Annotated in this window: 28 protein-coding genes and 3 tRNA genes; 19 read left to right on the plus strand and 12 right to left on the minus strand. The window is 66.5% G+C overall.

Annotated features, from left to right (window positions below; translation table 11 throughout):
* Positions 1–56 precede the first annotated feature (56 nt).
* The 4 genes from DIE06_RS09335 to DIE06_RS09350 all read left to right on the plus strand — a co-directional run bounded on the left by DIE06_RS09335 (position 57) and on the right by DIE06_RS09350 (position 3,482).
* On the plus strand, positions 57–866 hold the full coding sequence (locus DIE06_RS09335) for a LuxR C-terminal-related transcriptional regulator (RefSeq protein ID WP_124661171.1): 810 nt from the start codon (positions 57–59) through the stop codon (positions 864–866).
* 175 nt (positions 867–1,041) lie between these two features.
* Complete coding sequence (locus tag DIE06_RS09340) at positions 1,042–2,787, plus strand: FAD-dependent oxidoreductase (RefSeq protein ID WP_124661172.1); 1,746 nt, start codon at positions 1,042–1,044, stop codon at positions 2,785–2,787.
* Positions 2,784–2,996, plus strand: a complete 213-nt coding sequence (locus tag DIE06_RS09345) for a hypothetical protein (protein WP_124661173.1) — start codon at positions 2,784–2,786, stop codon at positions 2,994–2,996. The genes DIE06_RS09340 and DIE06_RS09345 overlap by 4 nt, the downstream gene beginning before the upstream one ends.
* 231 nt (positions 2,997–3,227) lie before the next feature.
* On the plus strand, positions 3,228–3,482 hold the full coding sequence (locus DIE06_RS09350) for a GlsB/YeaQ/YmgE family stress response membrane protein (protein WP_059530096.1): 255 nt from the start codon (positions 3,228–3,230) through the stop codon (positions 3,480–3,482).
* An 84-nt stretch (positions 3,483–3,566) separates the two neighbouring features.
* On the opposite strand, the gene DIE06_RS09355 is transcribed toward DIE06_RS09350, so the two are convergent.
* The 4 genes from DIE06_RS09355 to DIE06_RS09370 all read right to left on the minus strand — a co-directional run bounded on the left by DIE06_RS09355 (position 3,567) and on the right by DIE06_RS09370 (position 8,167).
* A complete protein-coding gene (locus DIE06_RS09355; protein WP_124661174.1) occupies positions 3,567–4,049 on the minus strand; it encodes a TlpA family protein disulfide reductase in 483 nt (160 codons plus the stop codon).
* A complete protein-coding gene (locus DIE06_RS09360; RefSeq protein WP_124661175.1) occupies positions 4,046–5,305 on the minus strand; it encodes a sialidase family protein in 1,260 nt (419 codons plus the stop codon). Before DIE06_RS09360 ends, DIE06_RS09355 begins: the two co-directional genes overlap by 4 nt.
* Entirely contained in the window at positions 5,293–7,650 is a 2,358-nt protein-coding gene (locus DIE06_RS09365; protein ID WP_124661176.1) for a TonB-dependent receptor, read from the minus strand. The genes DIE06_RS09360 and DIE06_RS09365 overlap by 13 nt, the downstream gene beginning before the upstream one ends.
* A 127-nt stretch (positions 7,651–7,777) precedes the next feature.
* Positions 7,778–8,167, minus strand: coding sequence for a DUF2946 domain-containing protein (locus DIE06_RS09370; RefSeq protein WP_124661177.1), 390 nt, complete (start codon positions 8,165–8,167; stop codon positions 7,778–7,780).
* 198 nt (positions 8,168–8,365) lie between these two features.
* Between DIE06_RS09370 and DIE06_RS38235 the strand changes: the two genes are divergently transcribed.
* A complete protein-coding gene (locus DIE06_RS38235) occupies positions 8,366–8,512 on the plus strand; it encodes a hypothetical protein (RefSeq protein WP_009690993.1) in 147 nt (48 codons plus the stop codon).
* 224 nt (positions 8,513–8,736) lie between these two features.
* Positions 8,737–9,330: a chorismate mutase gene (locus DIE06_RS09375; protein ID WP_124661178.1), complete on the plus strand. Its 594-nt coding sequence runs from the start codon at positions 8,737–8,739 to the stop codon at positions 9,328–9,330.
* A gap of 41 nt (positions 9,331–9,371) precedes the next feature.
* Here DIE06_RS09375 and DIE06_RS09380 read toward each other — a convergent pair whose 3' ends face one another.
* Both DIE06_RS09380 and DIE06_RS09385 read right to left on the minus strand, forming a co-directional pair.
* Positions 9,372–10,499, minus strand: a complete 1,128-nt coding sequence (locus DIE06_RS09380; protein ID WP_124661179.1) for an exonuclease domain-containing protein — start codon at positions 10,497–10,499, stop codon at positions 9,372–9,374.
* Between the two features lie 161 nt (positions 10,500–10,660).
* Positions 10,661–10,864, minus strand: a complete 204-nt coding sequence (locus DIE06_RS09385) for a cold-shock protein (RefSeq protein WP_006476615.1) — start codon at positions 10,862–10,864, stop codon at positions 10,661–10,663.
* Positions 10,865–11,255: 391 nt separating this feature from the next.
* Here DIE06_RS09385 and DIE06_RS09390 point away from each other — a divergent pair, with 391 nt between their 5' ends.
* Entirely contained in the window at positions 11,256–11,519 is a 264-nt protein-coding gene (locus DIE06_RS09390) for a hypothetical protein (RefSeq protein ID WP_124661180.1), read from the plus strand.
* Between the two features lie 507 nt (positions 11,520–12,026).
* Complete coding sequence (locus DIE06_RS09395) at positions 12,027–13,169, plus strand: porin (protein WP_124661181.1); 1,143 nt, start codon at positions 12,027–12,029, stop codon at positions 13,167–13,169.
* 104 nt (positions 13,170–13,273) lie between these two features.
* Here the strand turns inward: DIE06_RS09395 and greB are convergent, their stop codons facing one another.
* Entirely contained in the window at positions 13,274–13,837 is a 564-nt protein-coding gene (greB, locus tag DIE06_RS09400) for a transcription elongation factor GreB (RefSeq protein WP_124661182.1), read from the minus strand.
* 130 nt (positions 13,838–13,967) lie between these two features.
* Here greB and DIE06_RS09405 point away from each other — a divergent pair.
* Positions 13,968–14,044, plus strand: a tRNA-Arg gene (locus DIE06_RS09405).
* Positions 14,045–14,111: 67 nt separating this feature from the next.
* A tRNA-Arg gene (locus DIE06_RS09410) sits at positions 14,112–14,188 on the plus strand.
* 175 nt (positions 14,189–14,363) lie between these two features.
* On the opposite strand, the gene DIE06_RS09415 is transcribed toward DIE06_RS09410, so the two are convergent.
* The 4 genes from DIE06_RS09415 to DIE06_RS09430 form a co-directional block, all read right to left on the minus strand.
* Positions 14,364–16,730 (minus strand): bifunctional (p)ppGpp synthetase/guanosine-3',5'-bis(diphosphate) 3'-pyrophosphohydrolase, encoded by a 2,367-nt coding sequence (locus DIE06_RS09415; RefSeq protein WP_124661183.1) that lies wholly within the window; start codon positions 16,728–16,730, stop codon positions 14,364–14,366.
* 63 nt (positions 16,731–16,793) lie between these two features.
* Positions 16,794–16,997, minus strand: a complete 204-nt coding sequence (gene rpoZ / locus DIE06_RS09420; RefSeq protein WP_006025620.1) for a DNA-directed RNA polymerase subunit omega — start codon at positions 16,995–16,997, stop codon at positions 16,794–16,796.
* 58 nt (positions 16,998–17,055) lie between these two features.
* Entirely contained in the window at positions 17,056–17,739 is a 684-nt protein-coding gene (gene gmk, locus DIE06_RS09425) for a guanylate kinase (RefSeq protein ID WP_124661184.1), read from the minus strand.
* A gap of 6 nt (positions 17,740–17,745) precedes the next feature.
* A complete protein-coding gene (locus tag DIE06_RS09430) occupies positions 17,746–18,669 on the minus strand; it encodes a YicC/YloC family endoribonuclease (RefSeq protein ID WP_057928524.1) in 924 nt (307 codons plus the stop codon).
* Positions 18,670–18,844: 175 nt separating this feature from the next.
* Here DIE06_RS09430 and rph point away from each other — a divergent pair, with 175 nt between their 5' ends.
* The 9 genes from rph (at position 18,845) to DIE06_RS09480 (ending at position 25,200) form a co-directional block, all read left to right on the plus strand.
* Complete coding sequence (gene rph / locus DIE06_RS09435) at positions 18,845–19,585, plus strand: ribonuclease PH (protein ID WP_124661185.1); 741 nt, start codon at positions 18,845–18,847, stop codon at positions 19,583–19,585.
* Complete coding sequence (gene rdgB / locus DIE06_RS09440; RefSeq protein WP_124661186.1) at positions 19,578–20,207, plus strand: RdgB/HAM1 family non-canonical purine NTP pyrophosphatase; 630 nt, start codon at positions 19,578–19,580, stop codon at positions 20,205–20,207. Before rph ends, rdgB begins: the two co-directional genes overlap by 8 nt.
* 34 nt (positions 20,208–20,241) lie before the next feature.
* Entirely contained in the window at positions 20,242–21,456 is a 1,215-nt protein-coding gene (hemW, locus tag DIE06_RS09445) for a radical SAM family heme chaperone HemW (RefSeq protein ID WP_124661187.1), read from the plus strand.
* Positions 21,457–21,498: 42 nt separating this feature from the next.
* Positions 21,499–21,586: transfer RNA gene (locus tag DIE06_RS09450), tRNA-Ser, on the plus strand.
* A 152-nt stretch (positions 21,587–21,738) separates the two neighbouring features.
* Positions 21,739–22,140 carry a hypothetical protein gene (locus tag DIE06_RS09455; protein WP_124661188.1) on the plus strand — a complete coding sequence of 134 codons (402 nt, stop codon included), beginning with the start codon at positions 21,739–21,741 and terminating at the stop codon, positions 22,138–22,140.
* A gap of 157 nt (positions 22,141–22,297) precedes the next feature.
* Positions 22,298–22,591 carry a hypothetical protein gene (locus DIE06_RS09460; protein ID WP_124661189.1) on the plus strand — a complete coding sequence of 98 codons (294 nt, stop codon included), beginning with the start codon at positions 22,298–22,300 and terminating at the stop codon, positions 22,589–22,591.
* A gap of 239 nt (positions 22,592–22,830) precedes the next feature.
* Positions 22,831–23,322 carry an energy transducer TonB gene (locus DIE06_RS09465; protein ID WP_124661190.1) on the plus strand — a complete coding sequence of 164 codons (492 nt, stop codon included), beginning with the start codon at positions 22,831–22,833 and terminating at the stop codon, positions 23,320–23,322.
* A 285-nt stretch (positions 23,323–23,607) separates the two neighbouring features.
* Positions 23,608–24,918 (plus strand): MFS transporter, encoded by a 1,311-nt coding sequence (locus DIE06_RS09475; RefSeq protein ID WP_124661191.1) that lies wholly within the window; start codon positions 23,608–23,610, stop codon positions 24,916–24,918.
* A 102-nt stretch (positions 24,919–25,020) separates the two neighbouring features.
* Entirely contained in the window at positions 25,021–25,200 is a 180-nt protein-coding gene (locus DIE06_RS09480; protein WP_124661192.1) for a hypothetical protein, read from the plus strand.
* A 56-nt stretch (positions 25,201–25,256) separates the two neighbouring features.
* On the opposite strand, the gene waaC is transcribed toward DIE06_RS09480, so the two are convergent.
* Positions 25,257–26,255 (minus strand): lipopolysaccharide heptosyltransferase I, encoded by a 999-nt coding sequence (gene waaC, locus DIE06_RS09485; protein ID WP_124661193.1) that lies wholly within the window; start codon positions 26,253–26,255, stop codon positions 25,257–25,259.
* Between the last annotated feature and the right edge of the window lie 67 nt (positions 26,256–26,322).

The following is a 26,322-nucleotide window of genomic DNA, read 5'->3' on the forward strand; positions in this document are numbered from 1 at the left end:
CCGCGCCGCACGCCGCCGATTACAATCGCCGAACCACCCGCCCCTCCCCGAGCATCATGCGCACCTGGCGTCTCGAGCGACCGAACCTCAGCGGGCAACTGGACGTGTCCCGCGCAACCGGTCTCGTCGCCGCGATCGGCGGCAGCGAACCGAACGCGTTCGCCGCGGAAATCCTGAAGCTGTTCGACGATGCGCTGTGCATCACGCAGTGCACGATCTTCGCGTATGAGTGCGGCAACCGGCCGCGCACCGTGTCGGTCGCCGATCATCGCGGCGGCCGCTACCTGCGCGATGTCGCCGACACCTACGCGCGACATTTCTATGCCCTCGACGGCAACCAGAAGATCGTCTCGACCACCGGTCGCGGCACGCACCGCCGCGACGTGCTGCTGCATCAGCAGGCCGGCGACGAGATCGGCCACGATGCGTATCGCGCGGCCTGCTACCGCGGCCCGGACGTATCCGATCGCCTCGCATTGCTGATGCAGCCGAACGACTCGACCTGGCTGTCGATCAACCTGTATCGTGCGCACCGCGGCGGCGCGTTCCAGCCGCGCGAGATCGCGGCCGTCGAAACGCTCGCACCGTTGATCGCGCAGGCTGCACAGCATCACTACACGCTCGCTGGCTCGACGCGGATCGGCATCCCTCAACTGATGCTCGCGCGGCTGCGCGGCGCATGCCCGGGACTGTCGAAGCGCGAACTCGACGTGCTGCGCGGCGTGCTCGAAGGCCAGACCGCGCAGGAGATCGGCGACACGATCGGCGTGAAGGCCTCGAGCGTCGTCACCTACCAGAAGCGTGCGTACCGGCGCCTCGGCATCTCGAGCCAGCGCCAGCTGTTTGCGCTGTGCCTGCAACCCTGAACCGCGCGCGCCGATCCTGAGCGCGTCGGGGTAAATCCCGGCCCGCCGCCAGCCGCTCACAGTACCCGGAATGGGGACAGCGGCGTCCGGCGCGGCTTCCATACTGCATCCAACCGCCCGCACGCATCGCGTCGTCGAGCGTGCGCGTCCGATCAGTGCAACCTGGAAGCCAACGATGGGCATCGAATTCAAGCCATATCCGTTCGTCGCCGCACGCCATCGCGCGCACCTGCCGCCCCACAGCGACGGTGTCGATACGCAGCGGCACCGCGTCGCGATCGTCGGCGGCGGGCCGGTGGGCCTCGCCGTCGCACTCGGCCTCGCCAATCACGGCATCCGCAGCGTGCTGCTCGAAGCCGACGATTCGGTCTGTCACGGCAGCCGCGCGATCTGCATCTCGCGACGCAGCCTCGAGATCATCGAGCGGCTCGGCGCGCTCGACAGCTTCATGCGCGTCGGACTGCCGTGGAGCGGCGGACGCAGTTTCTATCGTCGCGACGAAGTGCTGCATTTCACGATGCCGCAGGACGAGAACCAGAAGCTGCCGCCGATGGTGAACCTCGCGCAGTATCACATCGAGCAGTTCCTGCTCGATGCCGCGCTGCGCCGCCCCGAACTCATCGAGATCCGCTGGCAGGCGAAGGTCGCGGGCGTCACGCGGCGCCCGGACGGCGTGCGCGTCGACGTCGATACGCCGCTCGGCGGCTACGCACTCGATGCCGACTGGGTCGTCGCGAGCGATGGCGGGCGCAGCACGATACGCGATGCGCTCGGCCTGTCGCTGCAGGGCACCAGCTATGAAGGCCGCTACGTGATCGTCGACATCGCGCTCGACAACGATCGGCCGACCGAGCGGCTCGCATACTTCGACCCGGCATCGAACCCCGGCTCGACGGTGCTCGTGCACAAGCAGCCCGACAACGTGTGGCGGATCGACTACCAGTTGCGCGACGACGAGGACCCCGAAGCGGCCGTGAAGCCCGAGAACGTGATCCCGCGCGTGCAGAACCTGCTCGACATGATGGGCGAGCGCGGCGACTGGTCGCCGATCTGGATCACGATCTACAAGGCGAACGCACTGACGCTCGAACGCTACCGGTACGGCCGCGTGCTGTTCTGCGGCGACGCCGCGCACCTCGTGCCGATCTTCGGCGTGCGCGGCGCGAATTCGGGCATCGACGACGCCGACAATGTCGCGTGGAAACTCGCGTACGTGATTCGCGGCCTCGCATCGGACACGCTGCTCGACAGCTATTCGGACGAGCGCGTGTTCGCGACGCACGAAAACCTGCGCTACGGCACCAAGAGCACCGAGTTCATGGCGCCGCCATCGTTCGCGTTCGACCTGATGCGCAAGGCCGTGCTTACGCTCGCGCTCCGGCATCCGGCGTTGCGTTCGCTGATCAATCCGCGCCAGACATCGGCCATCGCCTACACGGCGTCGCCGCTCAATGCGGACGAGCGCGATACGTTTTCGGCCGGGCCGGCGCCCGGCATGGTACTCGCGGAATGTCCGCTGATGCTGCAGGCGTCGAGCAACATCGGCAACGCCGACGACGTGCGGCGCGGCCACCTGACCGATCTCGTCGGTCCGCGTTTCACCGCGCTCCGCTTCACACGCGACGGTGCGCCCGATCCGTCGTTCGCCGATCTCGAGCAACGCCTGCACGACGCCGGCCTACCGTTCGCGCTGGTCACGCTCGCGCGGCACGCGGCACCGCAACAGCCGGGGTGCGTCGGCTACGATGCCGACGGCCGGCTGTTCGACCTGTACGGTGCGCGCGACGGCACCGTCTATCTCGTGCGTCCGGACGGACACGTGCTCGGCCGCTGGCACGATGCACGCGCCGGCGACCTGACCGCCGCACTCGAACGCGCGCTCCACCCGCACACGTCAACCGATCTTCAGGAGAACGCATGATGACCGACACCGAGCGCGACGTCCTCTACACCGACCTGTGCCGCACGATGACCCGCATCGGCGAAACCGATGCGTCGCTCTTTCTCGCCCGCTTCGCGCTGCTGGCGATCGAGGCGATCGACGATGCGACGACCGTCGCCCGCCTGATTGCCGATGCCGGCGGCGGTCTGCCCGAAACGGACGCACCGATGCCGACGCACGGGCGGTGACGCATGACGCACCACCGTGCTGCCACTGCCATTCCTTACAGATTGATTTCGTAGACAGACAAATCACCTGGAAAAACCCTTTAAGGGTGCATAACATTACTTAACGATTCCGACCCGTCTATCGCGTTACATTGCGTGGGCGGCGCGGCAGGTCGCATGCCGCCTTCATGCAGCTCGCGGCGAAACAGCCGACGTCCGGTCATTTCGACTCAATACAAGGAGAGGATCACCATGACTCATGGCTTGATTATGTGGCTCATCATCGGCGCGATCGCCGGCTGGCTGGCGGGCTTGCTCGTCAAGGGCGGCGGGTTCGGCCTGATCGTCGACATCATCGTCGGTATCGTCGGCGCGGTGATCGGCGGCTGGCTGGCCGGGGTGCTCGGCATCAGCCTCGGCAGCGGCTTCATCGGTTCGGTGATCGTCGCGGTCATCGGCGCCGTGATCCTGCTGTTCGTGATCCGGCTTTTCAGGCGCGCGGCCTGACGATCTTCTCGCGCGCCTTCGGGCGCGCTTCCGTTTTTGCATCGAAGCGGCGCGCGGCATCGCCCGCGCGCCGCCCCCCCTGTTTCAGCGGTCCTTGCCGCGCTGCAACCAGACGTCGAGCACGTCGGTCGTCAGCAATCCGCTGCGCGCTTCACGTGCGCCATCGCGTCCGATCCATACGGTACGCGGCATTTCTCCCCGCCACCCCGCATCGAGCGCCGCCCGCAAACGCTCGGGCATCGGCTCCGCGTTCGCATACTGTGCGACCTGCGGCGGCAGGTTCATTTGCGCGAGCGCCTGTGCAATTGCCGCACCGTTGTCGTCGTACGCGTCCATCGAGACCATCGCGAGTTGCACGTCCGGATGCCGGCGCTGCCATGCAACCAGATGCGCGGCGTTCTCGCGGCAGTATCCGCAATCGAGCGACCAGATCGCGACCGCGAGCGGCCGCTCGTGCGCGGTCGCGTACACCTTCGCGACCTCGGCCGCGCGCAGCGGCTGCAGTTCGCCAGCCCAGGCGGGCACGCTCGCAAGCACGGCGCCGATCAACACCACCAGCCGTTTCATTGCGCACCCTCCACGGGAATCAGCCGGTAGCCGTCGTTACGCGTACGCCACGACAGATAGATACGGCCCGCATCGTCGAGCAGTTGCGGGTTGTCGCTCGCGCCCGACGTCGAAGCGATCGCGCGCGGCGCCGACCAGTGCTCGCCGCGATCGTCCGAGCGGCGCAGCTTGATCTGCAACGTGTCGCCGTCGAACGCCTTCCATGCGAGCCAGACGACATCACCGCGCGCGACGAGCGCCGCATGCGATGCCTGCTCGGCCTGCACCGCCGGATTCGCCCCGAACGCCCAGGGCGTGCCGCGCGGCCGGCCATCGGCGCCGATGCGCGAATAGAACGCGTCGGCGCGGCCGTCGACGACGCCGAACCACGCAAGATGGCGCGTGCCGTCCGGCGTGATCGCGAGCGCCGGCCCGTGCTCGGGACATGCCTCGACATGCCAGTTCGAGAACGTCGCACGCACCGGCAGGACGGGCGCCGACGCCGACACGGGCAACACCGCGAGCGCATGGTCGCGGATCTGCCCAGGGAACACGTTGCGCCACACGGCTTCGATGTGTCCGGCCGGATCGATCGCCATCGCGATGCGACAGCATTCGCACGTGTGGTCGGTCACCTTGCGCTCGGGCTCGAACGATGCGCCGCCGTCGCGCGACATCGCGTAGTAGACGGCCGCGCCGTCGTACGCCTGCTCCGCCGCCTTCGCCGCGACGAGATCGCGCTTGTCGATCCACGCGATCGCGATGTTGCCGGCCGGATCGACGGCCATCATGTCGAAGCGGTGCGTAATCGCCTGCCGGTCGCGATGCACGGTGACCGGCACGCTCCAGGTCGCGCCGCCGTCGAGCGAACGCGAGAAGCGCACCATGCCTGTGTACGGCGCATCGAGCGGCATCGACCACGACACGTACACCGCGCGACCGTCCGGGCTCGTCGCAATCTTCGGGCGATTCTCCGCGCTCGTGTAGACCGGCTCGGGCAGCGCGTTGACGGTCACGGGCGCGGACAGCGTGCGGCCCGCGTCGTCCGAGTGCGCGACGACGACGTGCGCGCCGTCGACCCATGCGACCCACAGCCGGTGCCGCGCGCCGAACGCCGCGCCGGTCGCGAGCGGCTCTTTCTGTTGCACCGGTGCGGCCTGCGTGCTCATGTGCGCCGCATGCGAATCGGCGGCTTTCGGTGCGTCGTGCGCGCCGACGGGCGACAGCGCCGCGAGCCACAGCGCGCAGCCTGCCGCGAACGATTTCACAGCGACCATTTCAGTTCTCCAAAGAAAGTGCGGCCCGGATACGGGTGGAACACGTAATAGCGGCGGTCCGTCAGGTTGTCGACGCCGACCGACGCGGTCCAGTAACGATCGAACCGGTAACGTGCCTTCAGGTCGACGACGGTGAAGATGCTCGTGCCGCCGTACACGTCCGGATTCAAGTCGCTGTTGTCGAGCGTGTTGAACTGGCGGCCCGAGTAACGGACGCCGACGCTCGCGAGCCAGTGTTCGTCGAAGCGGTACGACGCGAGCAGGTTCGCGCGCATGCGCGGGATGCGCGGAAAGCGCGAGCCGACGTACGCCGGATTCGCGGCGTCGACCAGGATCTGCGCATTGCTCGCCGATACGTTCGCGTCGATGTCGAGCCCGCGCAGCCCGACGTTCTGGCCGCTGAATCCGAGCTCGACGCCGCGTACGCGCACGCGATCGACGTTCGAGACGTTGGTGACGGTCGACGCGCCCGACACCGTCGTCTGGCTGTAGATCGAATCGCGCAGGTCGCTCTGGAACACGCTCGCGCGCACGACGCCGACGTCCACGTCGCGCTCGGCCGTGAAATCCCAGTCGATCGCCTTTTCCGGCCGCAGGTTCGGGTTGTTGTTGACGATCGCGTTGTTCGAGATCGTGCCCTGGAACAGCTCGCCGACCGTCGGGAAGCGCGTGCCGGTCGCGAACGACAGCCGGAAACGCCATACGTCCGTCGCGTCCCACTGCAGCGCGACTTTCGGCGACAGCGCATTCGCGCCGCGGTCCGCGTAGCCGAGCGTGCCGTTCGCGTTGCCGAGCGCACCGCCGTACGCATCCCAGCGCTCGTAGCGCAAGCCGAGGGTCGCGAGCCAGCCCGGCGCGAAACGCCACGCGTCCTGCGCGAACAGCGCCTGCGTGCGCGTGTCGCCCCGGTAGATGCTCGCGAGCGACGTGGTCGGCCCGGCCAGCCAGTCGGCCGTGTTGTACGCGACGTTGCGCAGGAAATAGTTGTCGTAGTGATAGCCGAACGTGAACGTGTGGCCCTTCACTTCCGGCGCCTCGGCCTTCAGGTCGAACGTGCGCCAGCCCGTGCCGTCACCCTGGAACAGCGTGCCCGCCCCGCCCTGCGCGGTCGATGCCGCGCGCAGCACGTCGCGCGACACGTCGTACGCGGACACCACGCCCGACAGCCGCCAGCCCGAATCGAGCCGGCCGTTCAGACCGAGCGCGTACAGCCAGTTCTCCTGCTCGCCGCGCTGCGGCGCGAACGCGCTCGGCGCGACCGTCATGTTCTGCCCGCCGATCGACACGTTGCCGCCGTAGACGGGATTGCCGGCCGCGTCGCGCAGGAAGGTTTCGCCGTGCTGCCGGAAATGGTTTTCCCAGTGCCCGAGCGTCAGCGTCGCGTCGAGGCGGTCCGTGAACGCATAGCCCATTCGGACCGTCTCGTTGAGCTGCTCGGTCCGTTCGATGTTCTGCGCGCCGACGATCTTGCGCGGCTTGCCGTTCGGTCCGATGTCGGTTGCCGCACCCGTCACGGGCACCGCGGTACCGAGCCGCGGGTTGTGGGCGGAATTGGGGCTCGCATACTGCATCGGCTGACCGTCGTTCTCCAGCCGATCGAGCGATAGCGAGAACCAGAATTTGCCGACGCGGTTCGCGATCCGCGCGGTCTGGTGGTTGCCGCCGAAGCTGTCCGCGAACCCGTAGCCGTCGTGATAGCGCTGCGTGAAGAACTGTGTCGACAGCGACGCCTCGAGCTTGTCGGGGCGCCGCGTCGTCAGCAGCACGGTCGAGCCGATCGCGTTGCCGGGATACAGCGCGGAGAAGGGGCCATACAGCACGTCGACGCGCGCGATATCGTCGGGCGCGATCAGCGACCAGCGCGGCGGGTACGCATAGCTCGAGCCGAGCAGGTTCGACAGCAGCAGGCCGTCGGCGTACACGAGCCCGCGCGCGCTCTGCAGTTCGTTGAAGTCGCGGCCGGCGAACACGCTGTTGCGGTCGCCGATGTAGCGCTTGCGAACCATCAGGTTGGGCGCGTACTTCAGTGCGTCCTCGGTGGTCACGTTGGTGTGCGCGTCGATCTGCTCGCGCGTGATCGACTCGACGACGGCCGGCGTATCCGGATCGACGGCTTGCCGCTGGGCGGTGACGCTGACGGCGGTCAGCGTGTCGCCCGCAGATGCGGCCGCGGCGACCGCGACGACCGGTGAGGCACGGCCGGCCGGGTTGTCCGAGCCGCCGTGCACCGGGTCGGCGGATGCGCCATCGATCGGGGCCGCCTGTGCGGTCGGCCAGGCAAAGGCGGCCGCGCAGGCAAGCGCGAGCCGGCCGCGCGACGGCCGCGCGGCGAAGGTGAACGACATGGATGAATTCCTGAAAACGTGACCGGACGCCGCCGGACGCGAGCCGACGCGCCGCGCGCAGACGGCGCGGCGCGCGGACCGGGCCGCGGACGGCACACGCGCCACCGGGGCGCGCGGACGATATCAATCAGATCGGGACGTTTTCAGGCGGACCGCGCGGCTGCGCGAGACGGATGCCCCTGCGGGGAAAATCGGGAACGGCCGGAGCAGCCGCCCGGTACGCGAACGCGCGCACGAAACCCGGCAACGCGGGCAGGCTCGCGCCGAGCGCGGCGTTCGCCGCGAAGCCGGGGCAGTACACGCAGTGCGGCACGCCGGCATGGTCGAACGACGACGTGCCGCGGTCGTCGCCCGACGGCGCGAGGACGACCTGGCGGGCGCCTGCCGCACTGCACAACTCGAGCGTGAGCGCGCCGGAACTGCTCGATGCGAGACGCGCGTAGCCGACGACGGGCGACAGTACGTTCAGTACGAGCGCCAGCCATACGAGGCCGATCCATCGCGTCGTTCGTTTCATCGCGGTCCAGGAAAAAGTGCGCGCAAGTATAGCAAGCGGCCTGATTGTTGCCGATCGCGCGGGGTGTGATAGCCGGCATCGCACGGCGCGCAGCAGCGCATGTGCCGTTAATACAACAGAGACAAAATCTAACGATTCGCCACTGGCATAAAGCCGAGCGCGAGGTTGATAATTATTGAACCTGCTGGAGAAATGACCATGGACGAAAGACCAACTCGCATGCCGCCGCCCGAGCAAGTGATGAGCCCGGATCCGGAACCCGTCGGCGTGGAATTCCTCGCCGAATTGCCCGAGCACGTGCGGGCATTCTTCGACGAGCAGCACAAGCTGTACTCGCCGAAGTGAACCTACGTTCCGTTCTGTAACCGCCACGTGTCGATCGATATCGTGCGGTTCATCGCTGCGTTTTCGGCGCAGATCGCTACGCACCCGGGCTGCAACGGCCTGACGGTGCCGGATCAGTTCATCCGCTGATTCTTCTGTCGCGTCGTTTCGCCGCGCGACCGTCTTCGTCTATCCTTCTGGTTTTCCCCCGGCCGGCCCGGCTCTCCCCTCTTCCGATCGCTCCGATGAAACAAGCCATTCGTGCCAGCGTCGCTATCGCCACGCTCGGCGTCGCCCTTTTTTCGTCACCGCACATCGCACGCGCCGACGGCGACGACACCGCGCTCACCAATCTCGTCGCACTCGCGTCGCAGCGGCTCGCGCTTGCCGAACCCGTCGCGCGATGGAAATGGGCGAACCACAAGGAGATCGAGGACCGGCCGCGCGAAGCGGCACTGCTCGCATCGCTGGAGAAGCGCGCCGCACAGTCCGGTGTGGATCCGGTGTTCGCGCGCACGTTCTTCGAGGATCAGATCGCCGCGAGCAAGGACGTGCAGAACGCGCTGTTTGCAAAGTGGCGCGCGACGCGGCCGCCGGAAGGCGTGCCGCCCGACCTCGCGACCAGCACGCGGCCGGCGCTCGACCAGCTCACGCAAAAGATGCTGACGGGCCTCGCGCAAGTCGCACCGCTGCGCGACGCACCCGATTGCCAGGCGCGGCTGGCACGCAGCATCGCGAACTGGAAGTCGCTCACTCGCCACGATTCCACCCAGACGCAGGCGCTCGGCACAGCGCTGTCGCACGTCTGCTCCGCCGGCGGTGCCAGCGCGATCGGCTGACGGCTGACGGCCATTGCATTGCGCGCTGCAGCCTGCGGTGCTCAATCGGCAGGCGTGAGTGCCGCGAGCGGAATCAGTTGCAGGCCGCGCGCGAGATGCGTCTGCAGCAGACGATGGGTATGGGGTTCGAACGCGCCGTCCGCGCCGTCGGCCACGAGCCGCACGGCCGCGTCGAGCGACTCCGCCGCACCGAGGTAACGCCAGCCGTCGATCACGTGAAACAGGCGGCGCTCGCCGCTCGCCTCGAACGCAACCGCGCCGTCGAACGGCCAGGGCGCATTGCCCGCACGGACGTTATCGGCTGCGGGACGCCGGTTGTACGACGGACGCAGTTGGGCGATCCACTGCGCTTCGGCAAGCATTGCGCCCAGTTCGTTGCCGGTCTCACGCCATTCGACTCGCCGTACCTGCTGCGCAATCCGCATTTCCTTCGACGAGCGCCGCTCGCCGGTCAGCAGCGCGCGCAAGCGCTGCCGCACGCGCACGCTGCGGCCGACATACAGCGCTGCGTCGCCCTCCCCGAACAACACGTACGCGCCGCAGCCGGCCGGCGCGGTATCGAGCCACGCTTCGGTCATGCCACCCGCGAGACGGAAGTGGCGCGTCGTGCGCGCAATCTGGTCGCGCAGACGCTCGAGCGGCACGATCTCGTGCAATTGCCGCCAGAACTGCCAAATGAGATCGGCATCCGCGAGTGCCCGGTGACGTGCAGCTGGAACGAGGCCATGCCGCTCGATCAGCGCATCGAGTCCGTGCCGCGCCTCGCGCGGAAACAGCGCGCGCGACAGGCGCACCGTGCACAGCACGTCCGGATTGAACGCGATGCCGGCGCGCTCGAATTCGGCACGCAGGAAGCCCCGGTCGAAGCTCGCGTTGTGCGCGACGAACAGCTTGCCGTCGAGTCGCTCGAACAGCGCGGGCGCGAGCGACGCAAACGACGGCGCGTCGCGCACCATCTCATCCGAAATGCCCGTCAGTTGCTGGATGAACGGCGGAATCGACTGCCCCGGATTGACCAGTGTCGTCCATGTCGATGCGCCGAGCGGACCGATTTCGACCACGCCGATTTCAGTGATGCGATGCTCGGCGGGCGAGCCACCGGTGGTTTCAAGGTCGACGAAGACGAGCGGCTGTTCGCAGGCGGGATCGGACGGACGAGAATCGGACATGAAAAGACAGGGGAAACGATGCTTTCGTGAGTATGCACCGGCAGGCGTGTTCGCGACCAGTCCGAACCGGAGTCGATTCGCAGGCCGCCGGTTTTCGTGCCCTCAAAAGCAAAAGGCCCCCGCGATGCGGGGGCCGGACGTGATCGGCAATGCGTGGCGCGTCAGACCGCCTGGATATTCGCTGCCTGCTTGCCTTTCGGCCCGACTTTCACGTCAAAGGAAACGCGCTGGTTTTCCTTCAGCGTTTTGAAGCCGTCCATCCGGATTTCGGAAAAGTGCGCAAACAAATCTTCGCCACCATTGTCGGACGTAATAAAACCGAAACCTTTAGCATCGTTAAACCATTTTACGATACCGGTATCCATACCTTCGTTCCCCACTCGTTTAGATCAAAAAAGCTACTGTTATAGCCGCTTCCCGAAATCCCGCAACGGCGCGCCGATACTCCCCCCAGCGCTCCGCCCGGGGACGGAGTGCTGACTTTATAAATTGGACAATCCGGGTGCGTCAAGGGAATTTTGAACGCCTTCTTTATCAAAAAAACGTCAATAGCACTGGAATCGGTACACCATCGTCTTTTATTAATTGATTTGAATCAAAAACCTGTCATTATTACCGGGATCGGATCACCAATAATCGAAACCGTGAAAAACATACCGGGGACGAATCGAGTCGGTAAATTCCTCGGGTTTTTTCCGGGTTGCGGAAAACGAGGGACGTTGCGATGCTGGTGCAAGGCAATGGAAGGAGAAGGCCATGTTGCTGGACGGAATCAAGCGCTTCGCGAGCCGGCTCGCACGCGTACGCCGCAAGTCCCGTGCGCTGGCCGAGTCCCGTGAAGCGCCGTGCGACACGGAGTTCGACCCGACCTGGCACGGCGATCATTGGCAGAACCTGCTGGCGTCACCGCTGGACGCCCGTCACTACGTGATGGAAGACTGGACGTACACGCCGCCGCAGGCCGAAGCCGACGACTCGCAGCCGACAGGCAGGCGCAAGCGGCGCTCGCACCCGCAGTAGGGATCGGTAAGACAGGGCGAAAAAAAGCGCGACTGGGAAGTCGCGCCGACAAAGGTTTGGAGATCTTTTCCGTCAACGAAAAAGTCTGCTTCGGAAAGCAGAGATCGCAGTATAGCGAGAGAACATCCTTTCATTATCCATGCTCCACACAAACCTCTATTGCCGATGTGTCAATAATCGCGCTAGGCCGCCCCTCGCCCGTCATTGATCGCCTGTCGCGATCGCGCAACGCCCGCGACACCCGATATGCAGTCCTGATCACCTTTCCGCCTGCTGCGCTGCCGCAAAGTCTTGATGGCCGGGGCTCTCGGCGCATGCGCTAATTCTTGCGAAATTCAAAATACAGTATTGCAGGAAGCAGTTCTCTTTTGCGGCCGGACCGATCCGTACACTGCAAATGGATATCCGACGAGGGTGCCGCGCCCCACGCGCACGGCGTCGCCGACTTGCGACGCCGCCGATGCCCGCAGCAGGTTCGATCGACCTCATCCTGTTTGGAGACAGATCATGAAAAAGACCCTGATCGTCGCCGCATTGGCGGGCGTGTATGCCACCGGCGCCCATGCGCAAAGCAGCGTCACGCTGTACGGCCTGATCGATGCCGGCATCACCTATACGAACAACCAGGGTGGTCACAGCGCATGGCAGGAGACGAGCGGCTCGATCAACGGCAGTCGCTGGGGCCTGCGCGGCACCGAGGATCTCGGCGGCGGACTGAAGGCGATCTTCACGCTGGAAAACGGTTTCGGCATCAACAACGGCTCGCTGAAGCAGAACGGCCGCGAATTCGGCCGCCAGGCGTTCGTCGGGCTCGCGCATGAGAGTTATGGCTCGCTCACGCTCGGCCGCCAGTACGACAGCGTCGTCGATTTCCTCGGCCCGCTGTCGCTGACCGGCACCCAGTACGGCGGCACGCAGTTCGCGCACCCGTTCGACAACGACAACCTGAACAACTCGTTCCGGATCAATAACTCGGTCAAGTACCAGAGTGCGAACTACGGCGGCCTGAAGTTCGGCGCGTTGTACGGCTTCTCGAATTCCAGCGATTTCTCGAACAACCGCGCGTACAGCGTGGGCGCGTCGTACAGCTACCTGGGCTTCAACGTCGCGGCCGCGTACATGCAATTGAACAACAACATCAACGCGCTTGCGCTCGCGGTGAGCGACCCCGGCGCGGTGGCCGGCGACTGGACATTCGCGGCCAGCCGTCAGCGCACTTGGGGCGCGGGCCTCAACTACACGTTCGGGCCCGCGACGGCCGGCTTCGTGTTCACGCAGACGCGCCTGACCGATTCGGCCAGGATCAGCGCCGGGCAGTCGGGCGTATCGGGCGGCATCCCGCTCGCCGGCGGCACGCGCTTCAACAATTACGAAGTGAACGGCCGCTACGCGCTGACGCCGGCGTTCTCGCTCGCGGGCTCGTACACGTACACCGACAGCCGTCTCGACGGCCAGACGCCGAGCTGGCACCAGTTCAACCTGCAGGCCGATTATGCGCTGTCCAAGCGCACCGACCTGTACCTGCAGGGCGAATACCAGCGGGTCAATTCGGACGGCCTGGCGATCGGCGCGAATATCAACGGGCTCGGCACCGCGTCGTCCACGAACAAGCAGATCGCCGTCACGGCCGGCATGCGCCACCGCTTCTGAGCGATGCGCTTGAGGCCGTTCGGCCCGGACCGTCATGACGAAGCGCCCCACCCGGGGCACTCGTTCGTTTCAGCGACGCGCTGCGCGGATCCGCCGCCCGGTGCTCACGCGCTGCCCGATGCCGGGTAGCGAACGTCGAGCACGTCGATCGGCTGGGGACCGGCCGGCGTCATCAGCGTGACGGTATCGCCGATCTTCGCCTTGATGAGCGCCCGCGCAACCGGCGAGATCCAGCTGACGCAACCGCGATCGAGATCGACCTCGTCGATTCCGACGATGGTAACGGTGTGATCCTCGCCGTCCGGCGTCGCGTAATCGACCGTCGCGCCGAAGAACACCTGGTCGACGTTCTCCTGCCGGCTCGCGTCAACGACTTCGGCAAGATCGAGCCGCTTCGTCAGGAAGCGGATCCGGCGGTCGATCTCGCGCAACCGCCGCTTGCCGTAGATGTAGTCGCCGTTTTCCGACCGGTCGCCGTTCGACGCGGCCCACGACACGAGCCGGACGACCTCGGGACGCTCGACGTCGATCAGGTTCAGGAGTTCGTCCCTGAGCCGCTTGTGGCCGGCCGGGGTGATGTAGTTCTTCGAACCCGCTGGAATCGCGGGTTGACTCGGGTCGAGATCGTCGTCGTCGCCGTCCGACTCTTTGACAAATGCCTTGTTCATGATGCGGATTCAACACATGGATGACTGATGCTTCAAGGGTACACGAAGCCGGCCGCGCAAGATCGTGCGACATTTTTTGCGAATAAGGCTTCCCTTTTTATGCAACCCTGCTATACTTCCGCTTCTGCGTGCGGCTGTAGCTCAGTTGGATAGAGTACTTGGCTACGAACCAAGGGGTCGTGGGTTCGAATCCTGCCAGCCGCGCCACCTTTTTCGAGGGCCTTCCCAACCGAAGGCCCTTTCAGTTCGAAGTTGTAGTGTTTTGTTTTTGCGTGCGGCTGTAGCTCAGTTGGATAGAGTACTTGGCTACGAACCAAGGGGTCGTGGGTTCGAATCCTGCCAGCCGCGCCACCTCAGAAGGGCCTTCCTCCGGGAAGGCCCTTTTTTCTTTTCCGCCCCCTCTTCTTGGGCCACCACCCCGCTCGACCCGAGCCCGGTTGCCACCGCACAACATCGCCTGATCCGCAGCACATATGAAAATGGCGGCCCGTGGCCGCCGTCGCATTCGCGCGAACCAGCGCGCGCGTCAGTAATCCTGCCGCTCGCGCTCGATGCGCATGCCGCCGTCGTGACGCGCATGCACGCTATCGTCGGTCGAACGCTCGCGCATGATCCGCATCACGTCCGGATTGGTCCGCACGCGGCGCATCACGTTCGCGAGATGCACGCGATCGCTGACCTGGATCACGAAGCGCAGCACCGTCGATTCGTGCGTCAGATCCTCATCCATCGCGATGTGCACGATGTTCGCGTCGGCCGACGTGATGTCCGCCGCGACACGCGCGAAGATGCCCTTCGTGTTCTTCACGAGCGCCTTCACCGCGACGTCGAACAGACGACCCGGCTGCGGCGCCCATTCGACGTCGATCCAGCGGCCCGGATCGCGGCGATGGATGCGCTGCGCGACCCGGCAATCGGTCGTATGAATCGCCATCCCGAGGCCGATACCGATATAGCCCATGATCGCATCGCCCGGAATTGGCCGACAGCATGCCGACAGCTGCACGGACATCCCTTCGGTGCCGGTAATCACGACCGGCGGCGCATTGTGCGCGGGATGCCGCTCGGACTTCGGCAGATCGTCGTCCGCATCGCGGCCGCTCATCAGCACCTCGATGCGCTTGGCCATCACGGCGGCGACGCGGCGGCCGAGGCCGATATCCGCGAAGATTTCCTGGCGGCTCTTGTTGCCGGTCCACTGGACGAGCTTCTCCCAGACCTCGGGCCCCACGTCGGCCAGCGCGAACCCGTAACCCTTCAGGCTCTGGTCGACGAGCCGCTCGCCGAGCTGCACCGACTCGTTCAGGCGCATCGTCTTCAGGTAGTGACGAATCGCCGAACGCGCCTTGCCGGTACGGACGAAACCGAGCCACGCGGGGTTCGGCTTCGAATACGGCGCGGTGATCACCTCGACGATGTCGCCGCTCTTCAACTCAGTACGCAGCGGCAGCAACTCGTTGTTGATCTTCACGGCCACGCACTGGTTGCCGAGATCGCTGTGGATCGAATACGCGAAATCGAGCGCCGTCGCGCCGCGCGGCAGCGCCATGATCTTCGACTTCGGCGTGAACACATAGACCGCGTCCGGGAACAGGTCGATCTTCACGTGCTCGAGGAATTCGCTCGAATCGCCGGCCTCGCTCTGGATGTCGAGCAGCGACTTCAGCCACTGGTGCGCGCGCTTCTGCACGTCGTTCAGATCCGCGCCGCCGTTCTTGTACAGCCAGTGCGCGGCCACGCCGGCCTCGGCGATCTCGTGCATCTTCCTCGTGCGCACCTGGAACTCGATCGGCGCGCCGAACGGGCCGACGAGCGTCGTGTGCAGCGACTGATAGCCGTTGATCTTCGGGATCGCAATGTAGTCCTTGAACTTCCCGGGCACGGGCTTGTACAGCGCGTGCAGCGCGCCGATGCACGTGTAGCAGTCGAGCGGGCTCTCGACGACGACGCGAAAGCCGTACACGTCGAGCACCTGCGAGAACGACAGCTGCTTGTCGCGCATCTTGCGATAGATGCTGTAGATCGTCTTTTCGCGGCCGGTGATCTCGGCGTCGAGCTTCGCATCGCCCATCGCGCGCTGTGCCGCCTCGAGGATCTTGCCGATCACTTCGCGGCGGTTGCCGCGCGCGGCCTTCACGGCCTTCTCGAGCGTCGCGTAGCGATGCGGGTTGAAGTTCGCGAAGCTCATGTCCTGCAGTTCGCGATACGTGTTGTTCAACCCGAGGCGGTGCGCGATCGGCGCATAGATGTCGAGCGTCTCGCGGGCGACGCGGCGGCGCTTTTCCATCGGCACCGCGCCGAGCGTGCGCATGTTGTGCAGACGGTCGGCAAGCTTGACGAGGATGACCCGCACGTCGCGCGCCATCGCGAGCAGCATCTTGCGGAAGTTTTCCGCCTGCGCTTCCTCGCGGCTGCGGAACTCCATCTTGTCGAGCTTCGACAGGCCGTCGACCAGTTCGGCGACCTTCGGGCCGAACCGTTCGGCCAGCTCGCTCTTGGTCACGCCCTGGTCTTCCATCACGTCGTGCAGCAGCGCTGCCATCACGGCTTGCGCGTCGAGCTTCCAGCCGGCGCAGATTTCCGCGACGGCGACGGGATGGGTGATGTAGGGTTCGCCGCTCTGGCGATATTGACCGAGGTGGGCTTCGTCGCTGAAGTGGAACGCCGCCTTGACCTCCTTGATTTCTTCCGGAGGAAGATACTCGGCAAGCGCGGCCGTCAGTTTCGCGATCGAAACGACGCCATGCTTGCGCGGCTGCTCCGGTGTGGCGGTCGGCCCGAACAGATGCCGGAAGGACTGTTCGAGGACCGCGTCGATGTACTGGCGCGCAGGCGACTGGGCCGTGGCTTCGGTGGTCGAATCCGCGGAGGCGGACGATGGGGTGGTGCTCATATTCGCCTCCAGGTCGAGTCGTTGCGCGCGTGGACTACATGGCTGGAACGGGCCGGATGCGCGTTACACCGGCACCTTCTTCAGCATCTCGACGCCGACCTGGCCGGCGGCGATCTCGCGCAGCGCGACGACGGTCGGCTTGTCGCGGCTCTCGATCTTCGGCGTATGGCCTTGCGCGAGCTGCCGCGCGCGATAGGTGGCGGCGAGCGCCAGTTCGAAGCGGTTGGGGATTTGCTTCAGGCAGTCTTCGACGGTAATGCGAGCCATGTTGGTAATTCCTTCTGAATATAGTCCCTATTCTACCTTATGTCCCTCTACCCCCGCGTCATTCCGCGTGGGGCAAATGGATGCCGAGCTCGATGAACAGCTCGGCGTGTCGCGCGTACTGCGAAGCAAAGCGCAGGCGCGTCGCCGCGACGATGCATTCGAGCTCGGCCAGCGCACGATCGAAATTCTCGTTGATCACGACGTATTCCGCTTCGGACGCGTGCGCCATCTCGCTGCCCGCGGCGAGCAGGCGTCGCGTGATCACGTTCGGCTCGTCCTGCCCGCGCTTCTTCAGCCGCTCCTCGAGCGCATCGAGCGACGGCGGCAGAATGAAGATGCCGACCGCGTTGCGGAACTGCTTCTTCACCTGCTGCGCACCCTGCCAGTCGATCTCGAGCAGCACGTCGTGACCGATCGCCATCTGCTCCTCGATCCAGACGCGCGACGTGCCGTAGTAGTTGCCGTGCACTTCCGCGCTTTCGAGGAATTCGTGCGCGGCGTGGCGCGCGCGAAAATCCTCGACGGTCGTGAAGTGGTAGTGCTGACCGTCCTGCTCGCCCGGGCGCGGCTTGCGCGTCGTGTACGAAATCGACAGGCAGATGTCGCTGTCCTTCGACAGCAGCGCGTTCACGAGCGTCGACTTGCCGGCGCCCGACGGCGCGATGACCATGAACAGGTTGCCGGGATAGACGCCGCCGTGCAGCGCATGCGACGTGTGGCCGTCGCGGTGGGATTCGGTCATGTTGCTTTACTCCAGGTTTTGCACTTGCTCACGCATCTGCTCGATCAACAGCTTGAGCGCCATCGATGCGTCGGCCAGTTCCTTCGCCGCCGCCTTCGAGCCGAGCGTGTTTGCTTCTCGATTCAGTTCCTGCATCATGAAGTCGAGACGCTTGCCGACGCGGCCGCCCTTCTCGATCACGTGACGCGTTTCGTTCAGGTGCGCGGTGAGTCGCGACAGCTCTTCCGCGATGTCGATCCGGATGCCGTACATCGTCACTTCCTGACGAATGCGTTCCGCGGCTTCCTCGCGCGTGACGATCGCCGCGCTGCCTTCGGGTGCCGCGAGGCCGAGCGCTTCCTGCAGCCGCTCGACGATCTTCTGCTGATGCTTCGCGATCAGCTCCGGCACGAGCGGCGTGATGCGCGCGACGATGGCTTCCATCTCGGTGACGTTCGACAGCAGCATCGTCGCCAGCTGCGCGCCTTCGCGCGAACGCACGACGACGAGTTCGCCGATCGCTTCCTTGCCGCATGCGAGCACCGCGTCGCGGATCGCTTCCGCCGACACGCCGCTTTCGGCGAGCACGCCCGGCCAGCGCAGGATCTCGCCCGCGCGCAGGCGGCCGACACCCGGGAACGCATCGAGCACCGAGCGCTCGAGTTCGGCAAGCTGGCCGAGCGCCGACTGGTTCAGCGCGCCCGCGCCGATGCTCTGCTCGCCGCGCTGCAGGTTGATGCGCACGTCGACCTTGCCGCGCGACAGCTTGTTCATCAGCATTTCGCGCAGTGCGGGTTCGCACGCGCGCACGTCGTCCGGCATGCGGAAGTTCAGGTCGAGGAAGCGCGAGTTCACGGTGCGCAGTTCGACCGACACGCTGGTGCCGCCGTTGCCGGTGGCCGTCGCGAGTTCGCGCGTCGCGCTCGCATAGCCCGTCATGCTGTAGATCATGGTTCGTCTCGCCGTCTGGGTGCCCTTGTCGGGCGGGAATATGTCGAGGCGCCCGGCGCATTGCAAGGCGCGGGGCGGGAAGCGCGCATTATCCCATTTTTGCGCCCCACCCCGCCGGGCACGCCCGCCGTTCGGCGCTAAAATCGGGGTTTCCTCTTCCGTCCACGATTCCTCCATGACGTCTTCCCTGTCCCGCCCGAGCGGCCGCCGCGCCGACGAACTGCGCAAGGTCGCCCTCACGCGCCACTACACGAAACACGCCGAAGGCTCGGTACTCGTCGAATTCGGCGATACCAAGGTGATCTGCACCGCGAGCGTCGCCGAACGCGTGCCCGAATTCCTGCGCGATCGCGGCCAAGGCTGGCTGACGGCCGAATACGGGATGCTGCCGCGCGCGACGCACACGCGCAGCGACCGTGAAGCGGCGCGCGGCAAGCAGACGGGCCGTACGCAGGAAATTCAGCGCCTGATCGGCCGCGCGCTGCGCGCGGTGTTCGATCTCGAGGTGCTCGGCCCGCGCACGATCCACATCGACTGCGACGTGATCCAGGCCGACGGCGGCACGCGCACGGCGAGCATCACCGGCGCCTTCGTCGCCGCGCACGACGCCGTGTCGAAGTTGATCGCGGCCGGCAAGCTCGCGCGCTCGCCGATCACCGACCACGTCGCCGCGATCTCGGTCGGCGTGTACCAAGGCGCGCCCGTGCTCGATCTCGACTACGCGGAAGATTCGCAGTGCGACACCGACATGAACGTCGTGATGACGGGCGCCGGCGGCTTCGTCGAAGTCCAGGGCACCGCCGAAGGCGTGCCGTTCTCGCGCGCCGAGATGAACGCGCTGCTCGACCTCGCGCAAAGCGGGATCGGCCAGCTCGTGCAGCTGCAGAAGGACGCGCTGGGCGCCAGCCATGTCTGACGATCGCACCCTCGCGCCGCTGTCGCGCATCGTGCTCGCGTCGAACAACGCCGGCAAGCTGCGCGAATTCACCGCGCTGTTCTCGACGGTCGGCATCGAGATCGTGCCGCAGGGCGACCTGGCCGTGCCCGAGGCGGAAGAACCGTTCGGCACGTTCATCGAGAATGCGCTGACGAAAGCGCGGCACGCGTCGCGGCTCACCGGCCTGCCGGCGATCGCCGACGATTCTGGCCTGTGCGTGCGCGCGCTGCGCGGCGCACCGGGCGTCTATTCGGCGCGCTACGCGCAACGCGCGGGCGGCGACAAGGGCGACGCGGCGAACAATGCATACCTCGTCGAGCAGCTGCGCGGCATCGCCGACCGGCGCGCATACTATTGCTGCGTGCTCACGCTGGTGCGCCACGCGGACGATCCAGAGCCGCTGTTCGCCGAAGGCCGCTGGGTGGGCGAGATCGTCGACACGCCGCGCGGCGAGCATGGATTCGGCTACGACCCGTATTTCCACCTGCCGTCGCTCGGCGCGACGGCGGCCGAACTCGAGCCAGCCGTGAAGAACACCCACAGCCATCGCGCGCTCGCGCTGAAGGCACTGCTCGCGCGGCTCGCAGAGGAACCAGCATGATCGTCTTCGTCACGCATTCGCAGCCGGAGGCCGCATGAGCCAGGCGGCGGAAACCGGCGCGCGCGTCGTCGCGACCTTCACGTCGCCCGGGCAGGTACGGCTCACGTCGCTGCCGCCGCTCGCGCTGTACGTGCATTTTCCGTGGTGCGTGCGCAAGTGCCCGTACTGCGATTTCAACTCGCACGAGTGGAAAGGCGAGCGGTTTCCGGAAACCGAGTACCTCGATGCGCTGCGCGCCGATCTCGAGCAGGCGCTGCCGCTCGTCTGGGGCCGGCAGGTGCATACGGTGTTCATCGGCGGCGGCACGCCGAGCCTGCTGTCCGCGGCCGGCCTCGACCGGCTGCTGTCCGACGTGCGCGCGCTGCTGCCGCTCGATGCCGACGCCGAGATCACGCTCGAGGCGAACCCGGGCACGTTCGAGGCCGCGAAGTTCGCGCAGTTCCGCGCGAGCGGCGTGAACCGCCTGTCGGTTGGCATCCAGAGCTTCAACGAAGGCCATCTGAAAGCGCTCGGCCGCATTCACGACACCGCGCAGGCGCGCGCGGCCGTCGAGATCGCCGCGAAGACGTTCGACAACTTCAACCTCGACCTGATGTTCGCGCTGCCGAACCAGACGCTCGACGAATGCCGGGCCGACATCGAGACCGCGCTGTCGTTCGCGCCGCCGCATCTGTCGCTGTATCACCTGACGCTCGAGCCGAACACGCTGTTCGCGAAATTTCCGCCCGCGGTGCCCGACGACGACGCGTCGGCCGACATGCAGGAATGGATCCACGAACGCACGGCGGAAGCCGGTTACGGACGCTACGAAGTATCCGCGTACGCGAAGCCGAATCATCAGAGCAAGCACAACCTGAACTACTGGCGCTTCGGCGACTATCTCGGGATCGGCGCGGGTGCGCACACGAAGCTGTCGTTCCCGAACCGGATCCTGCGGCAGGCACGCTACAAGCATCCGGCCACCTTCATCGAACAGGCGATGGCCGGCACGCCGGTGCAGGAAGAGCGTGAAGTCGGCGCGCGCGACCTGCCGTTCGAGTTCATGCTGAACACGCTGCGGCTCGTCGAGGGCTTCCCCGTGCACAGCTTCGTCGAACGCACGGGCCTGCCGATCAGCACCATCGAGCCGGCACTCCAGGAAGCGGAGCGGCGCGGGCTGATCACGCGCGATTTCGCGCAGATCGCGCCGACACCGTTGGGCCAGCGTTTCCTCAACGACCTGCAGGAATTGTTCCTGCGTGACGATTGAGGCGGAACGAGGCGACATTTCGGTTACAATGCCGCCTCGTGTGGAAGCGTGGCCGAGCGGTTTAAGGCACCGGTCTTGAAAACCGGCGACGGGAAACTGTCCGTGAGTTCGAATCTCACCGCTTCCGCCAGGAAGTTCGCCAAACCCCGTCGATTCATCGAACGACGGGGTTTTTGTTTGTCCGCGGCGCGTCGCCCGCGGAGCCCGCCCCGCGTGCCGACACGTCGCGCCGGATGCCGTTACAATCCGGCGCTCCGATTCGCGAAACGGGAAACCCACGTCATGAAGCCCTTCATCGCCTCGTCGCTTGTCGCCTTGCTGGCCGCCATCGGCACGCACGCAGCGGCCGCCGATTCCGCCTCCGGCACCGACGCGCAAACGCCGTCGTGCGCGATCGCGTACGTGAAGGGCGTCGGCGGCTCGCCGCGCAGCCTGCGCGAATATCTCGCGAGCCCGACGCCGTACAACTACCTGAAGGAAAACGAGATCCAGTGCAAGGTGTCGGACGACGGGCGCGCATCGAACTGCACCGGCGTGACCTACATCCGCAACGAGCAGGTCAGCGTGTACGACGATTCCGACCCGGCGACACTGACCGTCGTCGCGCCGGTGGAACTCGAGCACGGCCAGAAGTATCCCGTGATCCTCGTCGTGCAGCGCAAGGACGCGCGCTGCACGCGGTAATGCGCGACACGGCACGCTCGACATTGCCGCAGGCGATGCGCGCAGGCCTCACGGGCCGGGCCGCCATCGCCTAGAATTCGATCAGCACGGCGACACGACCGCCGCCGCAACTCGATGCCGCCCGCGCCATCCGTGCGTACGGCACACGGAGACCGCCATGACCGAACTGTCGACTGCGACGGATCACGTCGATTACGAAGGCTTCGAGATCCATGTGGTGCCGGCCCTCGTTCCCGGCAGCGACGCGCGTTACACCTACACCGGCTATGTCTGCCATCCGGGCGTGAATCCCGCGCTGCCCGATCATGCGGTGCCCTTCCACGCGGACGGTGAGGAAAGCTTCGCGAGCGTCGACGAAGCAGTTCAGGAAGCCGTGCACATCGGCAAGAGCATCATCGACGGCACGCATCCCGACCTGTCGGTGCTGTCGCTCGTCACGCACGGCTACTGACCGGGCCGACCGTGCGGCCGCGGCCGCACGCGAAGCGCTCGTGCCGCATTTCAATTCGCATCGCGCGCCGGATCGCGCGCCGCCCTGCACTACGCTGCGCGCAGGCGCACGAATCGCATGCGCATACGTCATGCCTGCCCTGGTCATCTTCAGCCATCGCGCGTTATGCGTTTCTCCCGATATCACATCGCGCCCGGACGCCTATCATTTTTTTATAGTCACCCTCCGGTTTTCCTCCCATGCCCCCTCTTCCCCGCCCGGGCGTCGACCGGCTGCGTATCGCCGCGCTGGTCACCGCCTCGTTGCTTGCTGCCTGCACGATCACGCCACCCCCGTCGCTACGCTCGGTCCTGACGATTCCGTCGGTCATCCGCAGCGCGAATCGCGACCAGTACCGCGTGGAAGTCGCGCAATGCGTCGCCGAACACAATCCGTCCGGCGTATCGCACGGGACGCCGCAGGCGATGCTGCGCTCGCTCGTCGTCGTCGCGTTCACGGTCGATCGCGGCGGCCGCCTCGTCAATGCATCGGTCTATCGCAGCAACGGCGACAGCGAAGCGGAAGCGCTCGCGCTCGCGTCGCTGCGCCGCTCGGCACCGCTGCCGGCACCGCCGTCGAAACTGCTCGACGGCGACGGTCGGGTCGAGATGATGGAAGGCTGGCTGTTCAACGATGACGGCCACTTCCAGTTGCAAAGCACCGCGTCGGCACAGGCGCAATCGCTCGACTGACCTCGCGCCGCGTGCGATTGCCGCCATGTTGCGGCGCTGGCTATAATTTTCCGCAATCGCGCGGCCATCCTCCCGCGCGCGTTCGCGCGCCGCACCCGGCATGCGAGCCGACCACGCCGGCACCGGGCGGCGGCCTATCCGTCTCCATCGCCGACCGGCGGGTGACGTGCGCGCCACGGCGCGCGTCCACGCCGCCGCATCCATCCGCTCGGCCGCTCCCGGCAGGCGTCCGCCTGCCCGAGCGCACGCCCAGCCGACCGCCCCAACGACAAAACGGAGACATCCATGTCCGCATCTCCCCCGGCCGTTGCACACGCAACCGGTTCGGCCGGCGCCGTCAGCCACCGGCGCATCGTGTTCGCGAGCTTCATCGGCACCGCGATCGAGTTCTACGACTTCTACGTGTACGCGACCGCCGCGGCACTCGTCATCGGTCCCGTGTTCTTCCCGCACGGCTCCGCGACCGCACAGGCGCTGTCCGCATTCGTCACGTTCGGCATCGCGTTCATCGCACGGCCGATCGGCTCGTTCCTGTTCGGCCACTTCGGCGACCGCATCGGCCGCAAATCGACGCTCGTCGCGTCGCTGCTCGTGATGGGCGTGTCCACCACCGCCATCGGCTTCGTGCCCGGCTACGACGCGATCGGTGCACTTGCACCGGTGCTGCTGTGCGTGCTGCGCTTCGGGCAGGGGATTGGCCTCGGCGGCGAATGGGGCGGCGCGGCACTGCTCGCGACCGAGCACGCGCCGCAAGGCAAGCGCGGCTGGTTCGGGATGTTCCCGCAACTGGGCCCGTCGGTCGGCTTCCTGATGTCCAACGGGCTGTTCTTCGCGCTCGTGCTGTCGCTGTCCGACGAACAATTCCGCAGCTGGGGCTGGCGCATCCCGTTCCTCGTCAGCGCGGTGCTCGTCGCACTCGGCCTGTACGTGCGGCTGAAGATCACCGAAACGCCGGCGTTCCAGGCCGCCCTGGACCGCAACGAGCGCGTGCGCGTGCCGGTCGCGACACTCGTCTCGCAACACTGGCAGCCGACCCTGCTCGGCGCGCTCGCGATGGTGGTCTGCTACACGCTGTTCTATATCTCGACGGTGTTCTCGCTGTCCTACGGCGTGTCGGCGCTGCATATTCCGCGCCAGAGCTTCCTGGGCCTGCTGTGCTTCGCGGTCGTGTTCATGGGGCTCGCGACGCCGCTGTCGGCGTGGGCGTCGGATCGCTTCGGCCGCAAGCCGGTGCTGATCGTCGGCGCGATCGCCGCGCTGTTGTCCGGCTTCGCGATGGAACCGCTGCTCGGCAGCGGCTCGATGCCGCTCGTCGCGCTGTTCCTGACCATCGAGCTGTTCCTGATGGGCGTGACGTTCGCGCCGATGGGCGCGCTGCTGCCCGAGTTGTTCCCGACCAACGTCCGCTATACGGGCGCGGGCGTCGCGTACAACCTCGGCGGGATTCTCGGCGCGTCGATCGCGCCGTACATCGCGCAGCTGCTCGCCGCGCGCGGCGGCCTGTCGTGGGTCGGCGGCTACGTGTCGGTCGCGGCGGCGATCAGCCTGATCGGCGTGCTGCTGATGCGCGAAACCCGCGACGCATCGCTCGTCTGAGCCTTGGGGGCGCCCCGGGTTGTGCGGCGGGCGGCGCTGCCTATACTCGATCCGGGGGCGCCACCGCGCGCCCCCGGATTCCTCCCTGAAGGAGCCGCCGCGATGAACCTCCACCTCGGCAACGCCGACCTCGTCCTGATCCTGGCGCTCGCGCTGGGTGGCGCCCTGCTGCTCGCGGCGCGCTTCCGGCCGAAAACCTGGCGCGGCCTCCTGTTCGAGGCGCTTCTCGCGAACCTGGCCGCCATCGCCGCGGTGGTCACGGTCGAAGCACTGCTCGCCTGAACGCCTGGCCCCGCTTCCCTGAGGCCGATTCACGCTCATGGCGGCTTGCGCGGGCCCTAAGCCGTCAGCCGATCACGCAGCGCGCCATAGGCCGGCCCGACCGCATCGATCGCGTCGAGTGCCTGCGCAACCGACGGCGGCGCGCCCGGTTCGCCGATCGACAGCGCATTCGGCGCGCCGCCGATGCCGCAATGGTGGCGCGACGTCGCGACGAAAATCATCACGGTCGGCCGCTGCAGCGCGTGCGCCATGTGCACAAACCCGGTATCGACCCCCACCACGAGCGCAGCCCGGCCGATGGCCGCGCCCAGTTCGCGCACCGACATCGCGGGCAGCACGATGGCACCCGGCGCGCGCGTGGCAATGTCCTGCGCATCGTCGTGTTCGGCTGCCGATCCCCACGGCACCAGCACGCGCACGCCGCGCGCCATCATCCGCGTAGCCAGCGCGGCCCAGTGGTCGGCGGGCCATTGCTTGTCCGGATTGGACGTCGCGTGAAACAGCAGCATGAACGGCGCGCCGTCGGTCACCGCGGGCGGCAGGCTCGCATCCTGCGGCGGGACGATCCCGTACGCGGCGATGCCTTCGGGGACATAACCCAGCGCCTCGCCGGCGCTCACGCGCATCCCGTGCCACGCGTCGCAGTCCGGCCGCGGGCCGAAGCGATGCGAGTATGCGAAGCGGGCGCCCGTCTCGCCCAGATCCTGCGTCTGATAGCCGACGCGGCGCGCGGCGCGCGCGAGCGCCGAGATGATCGCGCTCTTGTAGACTCCGTGCAGATCGATGACCGCATCGTAGCGGTGCGCGCGCAGCGCGCCGATCGACGCGGAGATCGCCTTCAGGTCGCCGCCGTTCCGGAGCTTCTTGAACCGCCGCAGCGGCGCGCAGAGCACCTTGCTCACGCCCGGGTGCCAGCGCACGACCTCCGCGCACGACTCGTCGACGGCCCAATCGACCGTCACGCCAGGAAAGGCACGGTGGAGGTCCGCGACGACAGGCAGCGTCTGGACGACGTCGCCTAGCGACGTCACTTTCACGATGAGGATGCGTTTCACGTTTCTTGTTGGGAATGGGGAAGGGCCGACCATCTGGTGATGCTAACGACGCTTGCCTCGCAGATAC

This window comes from Burkholderia sp. Bp8998 (genome assembly GCF_003854235.1).
Lineage (GTDB): Bacteria > Pseudomonadota > Gammaproteobacteria > Burkholderiales > Burkholderiaceae > Burkholderia.

Bases quoted from the DNA above. Each gene is read 5' to 3' on its own strand.
- DIE06_RS09335 (WP_124661171.1), top strand. From the start codon at position 57: ATGCGCACCTGGCGTCTCGAGCGACCGAACCTCAGCGGGCAACTGGAC.
- DIE06_RS09340 (WP_124661172.1), top strand. From the start codon at position 1,042: ATGGGCATCGAATTCAAGCCATATCCGTTCGTCGCCGCACGCCATCGC.
- DIE06_RS09345 (WP_124661173.1), top strand. From the start codon at position 2,784: ATGATGACCGACACCGAGCGCGACGTCCTCTACACCGACCTGTGCCGC.
- DIE06_RS09350 (WP_059530096.1), top strand. From the start codon at position 3,228: ATGACTCATGGCTTGATTATGTGGCTCATCATCGGCGCGATCGCCGGC.
- DIE06_RS09355 (WP_124661174.1), bottom strand. From the start codon at position 4,049: ATGAAACGGCTGGTGGTGTTGATCGGCGCCGTGCTTGCGAGCGTGCCC.
- DIE06_RS09360 (WP_124661175.1), bottom strand. From the start codon at position 5,305: ATGGTCGCTGTGAAATCGTTCGCGGCAGGCTGCGCGCTGTGGCTCGCG.
- DIE06_RS09365 (WP_124661176.1), bottom strand. From the start codon at position 7,650: ATGTCGTTCACCTTCGCCGCGCGGCCGTCGCGCGGCCGGCTCGCGCTT.
- DIE06_RS09370 (WP_124661177.1), bottom strand. From the start codon at position 8,167: ATGAAACGAACGACGCGATGGATCGGCCTCGTATGGCTGGCGCTCGTA.
- DIE06_RS38235 (WP_009690993.1), top strand. From the start codon at position 8,366: ATGGACGAAAGACCAACTCGCATGCCGCCGCCCGAGCAAGTGATGAGC.
- DIE06_RS09375 (WP_124661178.1), top strand. From the start codon at position 8,737: ATGAAACAAGCCATTCGTGCCAGCGTCGCTATCGCCACGCTCGGCGTC.
- DIE06_RS09380 (WP_124661179.1), bottom strand. From the start codon at position 10,499: ATGTCCGATTCTCGTCCGTCCGATCCCGCCTGCGAACAGCCGCTCGTC.
- DIE06_RS09385 (WP_006476615.1), bottom strand. From the start codon at position 10,864: ATGGATACCGGTATCGTAAAATGGTTTAACGATGCTAAAGGTTTCGGT.
- DIE06_RS09390 (WP_124661180.1), top strand. From the start codon at position 11,256: ATGTTGCTGGACGGAATCAAGCGCTTCGCGAGCCGGCTCGCACGCGTA.
- DIE06_RS09395 (WP_124661181.1), top strand. From the start codon at position 12,027: ATGAAAAAGACCCTGATCGTCGCCGCATTGGCGGGCGTGTATGCCACC.
- greB (WP_124661182.1), bottom strand. From the start codon at position 13,837: ATGAACAAGGCATTTGTCAAAGAGTCGGACGGCGACGACGACGATCTC.
- DIE06_RS09415 (WP_124661183.1), bottom strand. From the start codon at position 16,730: ATGAGCACCACCCCATCGTCCGCCTCCGCGGATTCGACCACCGAAGCC.
- rpoZ (WP_006025620.1), bottom strand. From the start codon at position 16,997: ATGGCTCGCATTACCGTCGAAGACTGCCTGAAGCAAATCCCCAACCGC.
- gmk (WP_124661184.1), bottom strand. From the start codon at position 17,739: ATGACCGAATCCCACCGCGACGGCCACACGTCGCATGCGCTGCACGGC.
- DIE06_RS09430 (WP_057928524.1), bottom strand. From the start codon at position 18,669: ATGATCTACAGCATGACGGGCTATGCGAGCGCGACGCGCGAACTCGCG.
- rph (WP_124661185.1), top strand. From the start codon at position 18,845: ATGACGTCTTCCCTGTCCCGCCCGAGCGGCCGCCGCGCCGACGAACTG.
- rdgB (WP_124661186.1), top strand. From the start codon at position 19,578: ATGTCTGACGATCGCACCCTCGCGCCGCTGTCGCGCATCGTGCTCGCG.
- hemW (WP_124661187.1), top strand. From the start codon at position 20,242: ATGAGCCAGGCGGCGGAAACCGGCGCGCGCGTCGTCGCGACCTTCACG.
- DIE06_RS09455 (WP_124661188.1), top strand. From the start codon at position 21,739: ATGAAGCCCTTCATCGCCTCGTCGCTTGTCGCCTTGCTGGCCGCCATC.
- DIE06_RS09460 (WP_124661189.1), top strand. From the start codon at position 22,298: ATGACCGAACTGTCGACTGCGACGGATCACGTCGATTACGAAGGCTTC.
- DIE06_RS09465 (WP_124661190.1), top strand. From the start codon at position 22,831: ATGCCCCCTCTTCCCCGCCCGGGCGTCGACCGGCTGCGTATCGCCGCG.
- DIE06_RS09475 (WP_124661191.1), top strand. From the start codon at position 23,608: ATGTCCGCATCTCCCCCGGCCGTTGCACACGCAACCGGTTCGGCCGGC.
- DIE06_RS09480 (WP_124661192.1), top strand. From the start codon at position 25,021: ATGAACCTCCACCTCGGCAACGCCGACCTCGTCCTGATCCTGGCGCTC.